Annotated in this window: 11 protein-coding genes; 7 read left to right on the top strand and 4 right to left on the bottom strand. The window is 40.5% G+C overall.

Annotation, left to right across the window (positions count from 1 at the left end; all coding sequences use genetic code 11):
- The first annotated feature begins 6 nt into the window (after window positions 1-6).
- The 4 genes from BVC89_RS15925 (at window position 7) to BVC89_RS15910 (ending at window position 3,862) form a co-directional block, all read left to right on the top strand.
- On the top strand, window positions 7-834 hold the full coding sequence (locus tag BVC89_RS15925; RefSeq protein WP_086932147.1) for a hypothetical protein: 828 nt from the start codon (window positions 7-9) through the stop codon (window positions 832-834).
- Window positions 835-1,072: 238 nt separating this feature from the next.
- Window positions 1,073-1,819 (top strand): fumarate/nitrate reduction transcriptional regulator Fnr, encoded by a 747-nt coding sequence (gene fnr, locus BVC89_RS15920; protein ID WP_086932146.1) that lies wholly within the window; start codon window positions 1,073-1,075, stop codon window positions 1,817-1,819.
- Between the two features lie 100 nt (window positions 1,820-1,919).
- Window positions 1,920-2,348 (top strand): globin, encoded by a 429-nt coding sequence (locus tag BVC89_RS15915; protein ID WP_086932145.1) that lies wholly within the window; start codon window positions 1,920-1,922, stop codon window positions 2,346-2,348.
- A 122-nt stretch (window positions 2,349-2,470) separates the two neighbouring features.
- A complete protein-coding gene (locus BVC89_RS15910; protein ID WP_086932144.1) occupies window positions 2,471-3,862 on the top strand; it encodes an SLC13 family permease in 1,392 nt (463 codons plus the stop codon).
- A gap of 16 nt (window positions 3,863-3,878) precedes the next feature.
- Here the strand turns inward: BVC89_RS15910 and BVC89_RS15905 are convergent, their stop codons facing one another.
- Entirely contained in the window at window positions 3,879-4,748 is an 870-nt protein-coding gene (locus BVC89_RS15905) for a hypothetical protein (protein ID WP_086932143.1), read from the bottom strand.
- A 467-nt stretch (window positions 4,749-5,215) separates the two neighbouring features.
- On the opposite strand from BVC89_RS15905, the gene BVC89_RS15900 reads away from it, so the two are divergent.
- Complete coding sequence (locus BVC89_RS15900; RefSeq protein WP_086932142.1) at window positions 5,216-6,295, top strand: lipin/Ned1/Smp2 family protein; 1,080 nt, start codon at window positions 5,216-5,218, stop codon at window positions 6,293-6,295.
- Window positions 6,296-6,448: 153 nt separating this feature from the next.
- On the opposite strand, the gene BVC89_RS15895 is transcribed toward BVC89_RS15900, so the two are convergent.
- Window positions 6,449-7,033: a TetR/AcrR family transcriptional regulator gene (locus BVC89_RS15895; protein ID WP_086932141.1), complete on the bottom strand. Its 585-nt coding sequence runs from the start codon at window positions 7,031-7,033 to the stop codon at window positions 6,449-6,451.
- A gap of 281 nt (window positions 7,034-7,314) precedes the next feature.
- Here BVC89_RS15895 and BVC89_RS15890 point away from each other — a divergent pair, with 281 nt between their 5' ends.
- Together BVC89_RS15890 and BVC89_RS15885 are read left to right on the top strand one after the other, a co-directional pair.
- Entirely contained in the window at window positions 7,315-7,839 is a 525-nt protein-coding gene (locus tag BVC89_RS15890) for a hypothetical protein (protein WP_086932140.1), read from the top strand.
- Window positions 7,840-7,902: 63 nt separating this feature from the next.
- On the top strand, window positions 7,903-8,289 hold the full coding sequence (locus BVC89_RS15885; protein WP_086932139.1) for a nuclear transport factor 2 family protein: 387 nt from the start codon (window positions 7,903-7,905) through the stop codon (window positions 8,287-8,289).
- An 18-nt stretch (window positions 8,290-8,307) separates the two neighbouring features.
- On the opposite strand, the gene BVC89_RS15880 is transcribed toward BVC89_RS15885, so the two are convergent.
- On the bottom strand, window positions 8,308-10,062 hold the full coding sequence (locus BVC89_RS15880; RefSeq protein WP_086932138.1) for a hypothetical protein: 1,755 nt from the start codon (window positions 10,060-10,062) through the stop codon (window positions 8,308-8,310).
- Between the two features lie 293 nt (window positions 10,063-10,355).
- Complete coding sequence (locus BVC89_RS15875) at window positions 10,356-12,272, bottom strand: M1 family metallopeptidase (protein WP_086932137.1); 1,917 nt, start codon at window positions 12,270-12,272, stop codon at window positions 10,356-10,358.
- Window positions 12,273-12,364 lie beyond the last annotated feature (92 nt).

Genomic DNA, 12,364 nt, shown 5'->3' with positions numbered 1-12,364 from the left:
GATACCATGAGCGTATCTAAACCTCCCAATATAAGCGTGTTATACCCGAAAGCGAAAAGCTTGCGGGAATCTGTGTTGATCAATTCTAGTAATGGTATTGTTCTCAAGCATAAACAGTCGGTGAGCTTGGGACTAAATTCAACGCAGGTTTTTAGGCTAAAGCAGCACCAGGCTAACACCTTCGATTGTCTAAGTTGCGAGTTGGCTTTGTGGCGAACACTATTGGGACAGCGATCATTAGAGTCTTTAGAATTAGTAAGACCCTGTCTTTCTCTGGAGCCTTATGAGATCACTAGTTTGGTCTATAATATTGCATCTAATTTTAAGGTGTCTCCAGCCATCACAAGAAAACATCGTGTTGTTTGTTCCCCAAATGAAGTAAACGGTGAAAACTTTGCTTTACTTAAAGGTCTCGGTTTTAATCAATGCCAATTAATAATTGAAACTGAGGACGATTTTAATGCAGATGTTGTCGCTGAATTCTTCGCCTGTGCAAAACGTTACCCATTTACTACAACGGGTATTCAGATTACTCGTTTAAGTGATGATATTGCGAGTCTTGTTTCAAAAGTTAAGCTACTTATAAAAAAGCACGAGCCAAACTATGTTTTTATTGGTAATTCATCTTTGGGACTTAAAACGGACACATTAATTACTCAAAATGCGTCCATTTTAGATAATAGTGATATCAAAAGTAATAATATAATTTGCTTAGGCCCTGAGGCAGTCAGTATAATTAATAATAGAAAAATTGAGAATCTCTCTTCAGTTTGTCATTATGCTGATGCGTTGTCCTGCGGCAAACTACCATTTTCTACTGTGGATGATATATGACACAGTATTCAAAGTGATTGGTATGGTGGTTGGCTTAGATTGTATCGTTAGTGTTTAGTATTACAAGGTCTTGTTATTATTGTTGTCATGGTCGCCATAGATAACTGTTATATACATACTTGTTATAGTGCCTGTTATAATAGCAACAAGACAGATAAAAGCTTTATACTTAACATATTCATATCCAGTTACTTCGCACGTAGCATTATTGTATTGTAGAAATCGAGGCCCGCAGTAAATGAAAAATAGTGCAGATAAAAATATTATTTGTCAGCAATCATCGCATCATGTTAACTGTACAGAGTGTCGTCTTGGCAGTATTTGTTTGCCTATCAGTTTAGAACTTGATGATGTGCAGAAACTCGATAATATAATCCAGCGAAGTCGCCCTATCCAAAAGACCGAACATGTTTATCGTGCTGGTGAGCAGTTTAAGTCTGTGTACGCGCTAAGGTCAGGAGCCATTAAAGCATTTACCCTTACTGAAGATGGTCTCGAACAAATTACGGGGTTTTATTTGCCCGGTGAAATATTTGGCATGGATGGTTTAACTTCTGACGCTTATTCTAATTCCGCCGTCGCATTATCCACATCATCTGTGTGTGAAATACCTTTTTCTCACTTCGAGGAGTTAAGTACACAAATGCCAAGTTTGCAGCGCAGGTTTTTTCAGTTAATGAGTAAAGAAATTACTAATGACCAGCAGCTGATTAGTGTGTTAAATAAAAATAATGCTGTTGAACGAATAGCCGCTTTTTTACTTAGTATTGCTGCTCGCAACGAAAAACAAGGGCTTTCAGCACGAGAATTTCACCTGCCAATGTCGCGATCAGATATTGGTAATTTCTTAGGTTTAACTATTGAAACTGTCAGCCGTGTTTTCACACGCCTACATAAAAGCAACATTATCAAGACAGATAAAAAGTATATTGAAATATTGGATTTAGATGCACTAAAAGGCGTTTCAATATCTACTTGTCAGTAGCATTATCCTATAGGCTCACACTCCCAAATAGTCTAGGCAAAAATCGTATCTGCCTTTGACTGTTATATATCTCATTGTCAATCTGAAACGAGGTTTTTGTGTGTCCTATATACAAGATTTTTACGATAGCTATGAGCGAATATTTGGCAAGCAAACTAGAATTAACGATTCTGGTTTGATTTTTTTTGACCAATTCTATAAGCGCTTTGCCAATGCAGATGATGATATAAAAAAAGCTTTTGAAAATACCGACATGGAGCGCCAGAAGCGTATGTTGAAAAAGTCACTTTTGTATTGCGTGAGTTTCACTCTAAGCGATAAAAGTCTTGAACATATGAAGGGCATTGGTGAAATACATGATAAGAATCACCTTAATATTAACCCTAAAGTTTATGACACCTGGCTTGAGTGCATGATTGCAACAGTGAAAGAGTTTGATCCTGAATTTAACAGTAGAATTGATTTAGGATGGCGTTTAGCTTTCTCACAAGGTATTACAATGATGAAATACATGCATAGTGCATGTTAAGGCTGCTAACAGGCTCAAAGTCGCTGTCACCTTGGTGTAATGGCAACGCTAGTATTATCAATGTCCGTTTGTTGAGGTCATGTTTAAATAAGTACTAGCAACTATCTATTAATGAGATTTTAATGCGCCTGTTATCAATTCAATTTAAGAGTTTAGCAGCGGTTATATTTATCGCAGCTATAATAATTTTGTGTGAAACTCTAACATTTACCGATCTTGTACTAACCAAACCACAAAAGATTACCGCTTGTATATTACTCATTGCTGCATGCTTATGGATAACAGAAGTTATTCCACTATTTGTAGTAAGTTTTGTCATTCTTGCTCTTGAAATTGTTTGGTTATTGCCAGAAGTTTTGCTGCTAGATAGTAGTCTTACTTCTCAGGTATTTTTTTCCCCCTTCTTCTCAAACATTATTTTGCTGTTCCTGGGGGGCTTTGTGCTGTCTTCACTTATGCAGAAATTCGGTTTGGATCATAAATTCGCCTACCTTATTTTGCACCGTACTCAAGGTAATGCGAAAACCACATTATTAGGTATTATTATCGCTTGTACCTTTCTTTCAATGTGGATGAGTAATACCGCTACTACGGCGATGATGTTGGCAATTATCTATCCTTTACTTAATAACATTCCTAAAGGCCACAATTTTAGACTGGGCTTAGTTCTCAGTGTGCCTTTCGCTTGTAATATTGGCGGTATTGGTACGCCCATAGGAACACCGCCTAATGCCATCGCGTTATCTTATCTCGCCGAAAAGGGTGTGGCTTTAAACTTTTTACAGTGGATTGCGATAACCTTCCCGTTACTTATATTGTTCATTTTTATACTTTGGCGAGTGCTGTTATTTTTATATCCACCAAAGGATCTAGTGTTAGAAGTTAACAAGCCTGAACAACAGAAAAACACCGCTCAGCACTGGGCGGTGATTGCCATTTTTTTGATCACTGTTTGCGGTTGGTTTTTTGGAAGTCTTATCAACTTAAGTACAGGAACGGTGGCGCTTTTTCCCATTATTGCCAGCTTTTGGATGGGCTTACTCGATACCTCTGATTTTAGAAAGTTACCTTGGGATATTTTATATATTATTGCAGGTGGGTTGGCGCTCGGAGTTGCCATGAAACTAAGTGGTTTGGATCGAGTATTAATCACTCTATTACCACTGGACTTGGCGCCGGCTTGGCTGTACTTCGTGATCGCGCTATTTGTTGGCCTGATGTCTACTTTTATGAGTAATACCGCTACGGCAGGCTTAGTGATACCGCTTATTACCTCATTACAGGTGGAGCAACATTATATGTTGACTATTGTATTGGTGGTGACGCTAATGTGTTCAATGGCCATGGCCTTACCCGTCACGACGCCTCCCAATGCTATTGCCTTTAGCTCGAATATTATTCGTTCTAAAGACATGATTAGAGCCGGTGGCCTTATGAGTCTTATTGGTTTGATAGTGATCGCCACATTGGGTACCTGGTACTGGCGAAGTATTGTGTTATTGGTTGCGCCCTAAACAGACTATCTAAACTTTATAAGTTGTTTTCCGATAGAACCTTTCTAACATTCATGTGCATGGGCATAGAGGTATTCAGATGGTGCCAGGCATTGTGGATTAGCTTTTTATCCAAGTCTGCACGAGAATTGATGCCGCCAAACCAATCTATATTGCCGATAAATTGATAAAGCCTATCAAAGCCTTCAGGTAATTCAACGACAGTACCTAAAGTAATAATATTGATATCTTTGGCTCGATCTAAGCATTCTTTATTGCCTTGCTCAAAGAGAGCTTTAAGTGCTAGAGCAATACTTAAACATCCTTTCGAGTGACCGCCAAGAGATTTGATGCTGTGGTCAGGGTCGAGTAGGAGCTTAAAGAGTGTTTGAGTGTCAGGACTTTGCGCAACGAGTTTTTTAGTTTTTTCTTTATTTTTTGGGTTTTTCTTTTTTTTGTTTTGTTTATCCGAGGCAAGTACTCTATTTTCTTTACCTAGGGCGAACCAGCCGCCTAAGGCCTCTGTTAATAAATCACTAATGCCGTAGCCCGCGACTATAGCGCCTACTGGTTGCCCATAGTGATCGGCGAAATTTCTAGCCAAAGCAGCTGCGCCTACATCTGAACTTCCTACACCGGCAATGGTATAGTGGTGCACGTTATTGTCTTGATTTTCTGAAAATTCTTTATGGTCATCATACTTCACGATACCCATCGCTTTGGCGTTGCTAGGATGTACCACTAAAATTGCGCCTTCTTGTGTGTGTTTTTGTGCTAAATAGTCAAATTCTTTTGCAGTTAACGCTTCCGTATCATAAAAGCTACAGTCAGTTAATGTATTTAAACTGTTGATAAAACTTGTAACACTTGTCCTGAAAATATTGGGCATAAAATCTCTGGCTTTCATAAGTGACCTTTTTTTCATTGATACGAGATAGATATTTATGGGAAAGTTGTATCTGTTGTTGAAACTAATATCGGGGCTAATACAAGGACTAATACAAGGACTAATACAAGGACTAATACCGAAACTAATATTTGAACTTGGAGATATATTATTCGCCCATAATGGCTGAAAAGATCGGAGGAAATAACGGTTTAGTCGCGCTATTCAATGGCTGCAACAAAAGTGTTAGTAATAAATATGTTAATTTTTTTCACAGATTATTAGGTTCGTGAAAATCTTATTGTGCGTTATTGACTTTTTTAATTAACTTTTTAGTTGAAAATAGCGTTTATATAAAAATAATAAAAAGCGATAAATGGTTTTTACTATTAATGAAATAACGGTGCCAACTTATCATCTATGTCATATTTCTGTCTTATATTGTGTGCATCATGCCGGCTCTAAACACAAATCTCAGGAAAATTCCTATGCTATTAATAAAAAAATCAATGAGAGTTTTGAGTTATGTGGCTATCGTTTCATTATCATTAACTTCCGGTTATAGCTCGGCAAACGCTAACTCTGTGAATCCACCTAATCCAGATTTAGATCCGATGCCAAGTGTTCCTGCTGAGACGATAGCGGGTTGTCCTGATTATCGTGGCGCTTTAAATTTGCCTGCGTTAGAAGGTCCACAGCAACGTTCCTTCAGGCGATTGAGCAGTCGCTATTGGGCAGGGAAATATTCACCGTACCATATGGTTCACGATGAAATCGCTAATCCTCAAGAATCGATTGAGATTGTTGGTAAATTCGATTACAACCGTATTTTTCATAAAGACTTAGAGCAAGAATATATACATGCCTACTTGTATGGTACTGGCATGAATGATTGGAGCTATTTGGGACGTTATAAAACAGACCGGGATGGCAAGGTTTATGTCAATGTGCCAGGTAAGCCTGAAGGTGAGTACATTGTGCGTATGATTGTGGAAGGTGACCTTAGCTCAGCAGATGGTTTTGTATCTGTTGTTCCACGCGGACAAGATACCATACTGTTTGATATTGATGGTACCTTGACTTTAAATGACTTTGAAGGCATAGGAGATTATTTTGGTGTGTCTACGGCGCAGCGCTGGCCCTATGTAAAAGAAACAGTGCAAACTTATATCGATAAAGGCTATCGTGTGATTTTCGTGACAGGTCGGCCTTATTGGGTTGCTCGCGACACCAGAGAGTGGTTTACGGATGTGATTGATTTACCTCAATGGCATTTACGCACGAATGAAAATTCTGAAAATATTTTGGATCTTGATACTTTAGGTTATAAGCGTGAATACATTCGCTCAATCATAGATAAAGGATTAAATATTGTAAGAGCATATGGCAACGCCGATACGGATATTACAGCATATGAAGATGCAGGTATTGATAAAAATGAAACCTGGATCATTGGTGAAAATGCTGGGCGTAGGGGAACACAAGAAATTAACGGCGATTATAGCGGCCACTTTTTTGATGTTGTCGAGCCAAGTGCACAAGCTCGTTGCCGCCGTGTCTCACTATAGCGATTAAAAAATATCGTGTGTAAACTTGCGAGTTTTAGGGACGATAGGAGCGATTTAATTAGTATCAACAGGCCCTAAAACATTTTTGTAAAACTCAACAATTTTTAACACAGGGACATTATTAATAATTATTGTTGAGTTTCATTTTTATCGCTATAGCTTAAGTAAACTGATAGCTTGCTCTTTTACTGCCCGTAGACCATATTCATCAAATGTGCCCCTGGCGAGCACTCTCAAGCCAACAGTGGAGGCTAAAAGTGCCTTAGCCACTTGATGTTGATCCACTGTGTCAGGAATAGTCCCGGTTTTTTGTCCCAAGGCTATTTGTTCTAAGAAAAAAGTTTCCGACTCGGCTAAGCTTTTTTTAACGATACTCTGAATATCTTCATCATGATTGGGCATATCCAGCGCTGTATTAACAAACAGACAGCCCTTATGCTCCTTATCACATAAACTTTGGTCGATGATTTCATCGAAAAACATAGTGATGGCGGTTACCGGATTCTGTAACGCCGACAATTCATCCATCATCGCTTTACGCTGCTCTGTATCGTACTTTAGCAGGCCACGAACAAATAATTTTTTCTTACTGCCAAAAGCATTGTAAAAGCTTCCCTTATTAATCCCGATGGCCTCAAGTAGATCGGATAGGGAGGTTGCTTCGTAGCCTTTTGCCCAGAAAACATTAAGGCCTAAGCCTACCGCTTCTTCAACATCGAAAGACTTTTCCCAGGGCATGGTCATCTCCTAAAATTTTCATATCTAGCTGTAACAGTTGTGATAATAGCAGGGATTACACCGGTTGGTCAAAACCTTGTCCTATTACGCTAACTATAAGCATATTCCATTCAGGCAGATCCAGTTGGTTAAATAGATTGATATGATAGAAGGGCCAGTTTTGGTATCTCGTCTGCTACTATGATTAAAGCAAGTGGCCCTAATGAGGGGCGCTCGATTTGGTCAGTACCTAGTGCGGTACTGCTTCACTGTCTGTTTATATATAAACAAGGAAAATAGAGATGGCTATTACCCAACTTCATCAACTCAATCAAGCATTGTTTGACAGTCGAGGTGTGTGTTACTGGGCGTGTGAGTATCTAAGTACTCGTGATACTGGAGCGTGGTATAACTGGAATTCAAAAGATTATGCCGCATTGCGAACTGCCGCGACTCAGTTTCGTCAGTACACCCCATGCTTTAACTGGGCGCGTAACAAAAGAGATAACCCCCAAGTGACTATCGCAAATTACAACGCCAATGCCAATCCCTTACCAAATCGGCGCTTTTTCCGAGTGGCAATGTATTTTGGCGCATCCCCTATGCCTTCTTCGGGGCAAAACCATGAAATTATGTGTGTTACTGGCACCGGTACATCCGTTCTGTTGTTTGACCCTAATTCTGGTTTTTTTGAGATTGACGCTACAGGAACTACCGCCAATACCAACAAGGAAGCGCTCGAGCATTATGTGAAGCAAGATTACGGCAACGATTGTCGTGAAACTGCTCGCGAGTTTGTTTACCGAAATGTAGGTGCGACACAGTGAGCTGATACAAAAGTCTGGTTAATGGTAGAATTTATTTTTTACTAAAATTAAGGCTTAGTGAAGGTGAGTAAAGATTTAGAGCAAAATAAAGCATGCGTGCAAAATTTCTATGATCTAATGTTCAATCAGTGCAAACCTCGCGAAGCCATTGAAAAATATGCCGGTAGCGAGTACATCCAACACAATCCCCATGTGGCAGATGGAAAAGAAGCATTTATCGAATACTTTCAACGTATGGCTGCTGAGTATCCAGGCAAGAGAGTGGTGTTTAAACGTGTCATCGCCGAGGGTAATATGGTAGTGCTTCACTGCCATCAAACCTGGCCTGGGGATAAAGACTATGCGGGTATTGATATTTTTAGACTTGATGAACAAGGTAAGATAGTTGAGCATTGGGATGTGTTACAAGTTGTTCCAAGCGAATCAAAGAATAACAATACGTTATTTTAAGCAAGCCCGTTTTTGTACCTATTTCATTGCTTCGAAACGATCTACCAAAGCCTTAACTCTTCCTTTTCCTGAGCTCTGGTCTTGAGGCATGTGGGCTTTTGTATTCTCAGTATTATTTTTTAATGGAGGTTGATTGTTGCTTGGTGCAGAGGAGGGGGCTGCTATAGGTGTGTGCTGCTCTTTATTTTGCGATGTGTTTGTCGATATATTTTCGATGAGTTCTTCGCTAGGAGTACCAGGACTTGCCATTGTTGAGGCTAAGGAGCTTTTAGTGGTATTTAAGCGCTTGAGAAGCTGCTCAAATATTTTAATTTTATCCTGATGCTTAGCTTTGTCTTCATTACTCATTGACTTTAATGTGCTGTTTAAGTTTAGCAATTCTTGCATGGCATTTTCTTCAGCTGCCATAACCTCTTCAATTTGTTTAAGTGTGACCTCGTGTTCACCTTGCTGCTCTTGTTTCCCTATAGAGAGCTGCCTTGCTAATTGCTCGAATTTACTTACCGCAGTTTGCCATTGTGCGATTTGTTTCTGGATCGGATTACTGTCAATTTCTTTAGTACTACTTGCGAGTATTTCTAAATTCTCACTCCGCTTTAATAAATGGCTTCTAATTGATTTGGCAATATTAGTTAACTTGTGTGAGCTAGAGGAAGGATCATGGGATGGAGGTATAGCGATAGATTTAGGCAGATCAAGGCGCGGAGGTGAGTCGCGACGTGATTTACGTTTGCCTCGCATTGCCCGCAGTACTTTTTCTCGCAACGAATCTGCTGAGTCCAAATGAGCACTGATAATAGCATCTTGATTATCTTGCGCTCCTAAGTAGTCACTCATATTAAATGCCCGCTTCGTTTTTTTATTGGCTGGAGCGCCATCGAATATATAGACTATACGATCATCTTCTTCTGGTGTTTTCTCAATCGAGCTTACCGTTGGCACAAAATTGTTATTTTCGTGTTTTTCGATGGCTGAGTAGGCTGCCATTGCCATCAGTCCACCCAGGGAGTGGCCAGTATAAATATCGGGTTTGATGTCATTTTTATTCATTAATTGACATAGTTTTTCTAAAGGATTCATTTTTATGCCTTTCATGCCGCAAAAGATTTGGCCGTTCTGCATGAAATCTCTTGGGTTCATATATTTTGTACCTGCAGCGGCAAACACTATCTTGCCTTTACCTATTTCCTCTGTTTGGTTGATATAAATGCGACAGCCCGATTTTTCTAATAACCGCATCATGCGTTCCACATCTTTAGCGTTTAGTTGAGGGAACACATCAGCCATACTTGAGCTATCTAAGGGCATAGGGATGCCTTCCATGGCTTCGCTAGGGGGCTTAGTTACCGCTCGACTGTAGTCGGCGCATTTTATTAATTTAAGGGTTTCGCTCACCGATAAGCCGTGTTTTTCTATGATTTCATGATTGACGCTTAGTACCGGAGTACTAGTATCTGGCCTTGGGCTTACTTGTTTCTGTGATATGTGCTTAGAATGTGATGTTGCCTCGGTTTTGTCTGTTTGATTAATATGTAATTGATGCCGCATCCTCGCGGCGATATGGTCTTCATGATGCTGGCGTCTGAGAGGGCGTATTTCATTATCACTGCCACTATTATTCTCCCTGCGGGTAGCCGTGCTGGCTGCACTTGCACTCATTACCGGCGGTCGACTGGTCGCCCGCACAAGCGTATTAGGCTGGGAGCCATGCTTTTCGCTTGTGCGGTTGGTCTGACTACTCTTGTGGAGTTTGCCAAGATTAAACGTAAACATATTCTTGCTCAGTAGAGATGATGAACAGTTATGTATTAAATGTGGCATGTCCTGTCAAATAGTTCATTTACTACGCTTAAAGATAGTATGTATGGGCGACAAGAGCTTGGAGCTTGTTTGGGCAAATATATAAACTAGAACGGCAGATTCAAGCCAAAGAGAACTATCCACTGTGATTTAGGCGTTGTAACTATAGTCGATAGAGTTTCTGTTGGCGTTAGGTGCCAACAGAAATAGAACATAGATGAATAGATAAATGGATTAAGAGATGAAGAGGGTGAATAGGTAAGACGTTATTTTCCCTCAGGGTAAACAATTTTATCCATAGTTCCTTGTGCCAGGGGATGGTAGCCGGGTCGTGCCTTTTTATAAACACGTTTGGCAAACACCGCTCCCTTTTTAGTTTTCATAAGTGCATCGTACAAGGGGGTAATGAGTTTTCTTCTTCCAATTTCCACTAGGTATTTTTCAAGACGAGGATAGGCCGGTTGGTAATCATTGCGAATAGCGATTAACAGCCAACTGTGAGCAATCTCATTATTCTTTGACTCTGTCAGTTCAAACACACGATCTAACTCTGCCATTTGTGAAGCACTTAGTTGTTCGGGTAAATTATTTAAAAAGAATAACCATTCGTGAACAGTCCATTCGCCGTGGCGAATTTTTCTGGCGATAAGTCCACCTGCTAACCAACGCTCACGCTTGTCTTCAATAATAGTAAAGGCATCAGACTGTGGCTTGGGGGCATCGGCAGGAAAACCACTTTCGTAAACCCATTGCTTAACTCGGTCTAACGATAATTTATCCGGATAACGCTTGATCAAATGAGTATTGAGATAGTCTAAAAACTCTTCAGTATGTAGGCTTTGGAATTGATATTTAGCAAAATAGGTTTTTAAAAATTCATCGAAGGCTTCACGTCCGATCTTATGTTCAATTTCAGTCAGTAGTAAAGAGCCTTTTTCATAAGGAATATTGGAAAAAGCATCGTCTGGATCGCGGCCGCGCACGTCAACGGCAAGTCTTTGGTCATCCTCTTTAACAGAAGCAACCGCTGCTTCCAAATCTTGATAGCCAAGCACACTCTCCATTTTAAAGCGTCGCTCACCGTAAATAATCTCCATAATACGGTAGGTAAGATAAGTGGTGAATCCTTCATTGAGCCATAAATCACGCCAAGTAGCATTGGTGACAGTGTTACCAGACCAGGAGTGGGCTAACTCATGAGCGATCAAGGCCACTAAACTTTTGTCGCCAGCGATTACCGTGGGAGTGATAAACGAGAGGCGAGGGTTTTCCATGCCACCAAAGGGAAAACTAGGTGGTAAAATCAGCAAGTCATAACGTCCCCAGCTGTAGGGGCCAAATTTTTTCTCGGTTTCTTCCAGCATTGATTCCGTATCGGCAAATTCGGCAGCGGCAGCATTTAGTATTTCTGCTTCGGCGTAGACACCCGTACGTTTTCCCATCGCCTTAAATTCAAGGTCACCCACTGCGATGGCAATCAAGTAAGAAGGAATGGCCTGGGGCATTTTAAATGTATAGACACCATTGCGTTCGGCTTCAGGATCATTTTCCGCACTCATTACAGCACGCAAAGCTTTAGGTGTGCGAATAGTCGCGTTGTAGGTCACTCTAACTTGCGGGGTATCTTGCAAAGGGATAAAACTTCGCGCGTGGATAGCTTGCGCTTGGCTAAATAGAAATGGGTGCTTTTTACCAGCCGTTTGTGCCGGCGTCAGCCATTGCAGACCTGAGGCTTCAGGGCTGGTGCTATAATGCACCTTAACTTCATCGACACCGTCTTTAAGGGCAATTGCCAATGCGCTACCCAATGCAGGGTCGGCTTTTCGGAGAAGAAATTTTGCCTTTTTCCATTTGCCTTGCTTAGCTTCGGTTTTTTTTCTTACTTCGACTTTTTCAATATTTAAAGCACGAGTGTCCAGCACCAATGTCTCCGCTTTATCCGTTAAATACTTAAGAGACATAACGGCGTGGCCGCGCATTTGCTTTTTATCAAAATCAACCGCCAAATCCAAATCTATATGTGTCAGAATGACCTCATCTGTATTGGCAAATGAATGGTAATCTTTTTCTGGTTGAAGTTTGCCTTTGTGTGAGGATGCAGCATTGCTAACGTTGGCCAAGCCGGAAATGCCAGTAATGCTAAAGAGAAAAATGACTACAATAAAGAGTCGTGAGAATGTCATGCCGTAAATCCTAGGTCTCGAGTTATTTTAAGAATTCTGCGGGCCTTGAGAGCTGACCCATAGGACACTACTATACAGGATACTGTCTCGCT

It is taken from the genome of Agarilytica rhodophyticola (assembly GCF_002157225.2).
GTDB classification, from domain to species: domain Bacteria; phylum Pseudomonadota; class Gammaproteobacteria; order Pseudomonadales; family Cellvibrionaceae; genus Agarilytica; species Agarilytica rhodophyticola.
The sequence above is the reverse complement of the archived record's forward strand: the minus strand, read 5'-3'. Positions and strand labels throughout refer to the sequence as shown.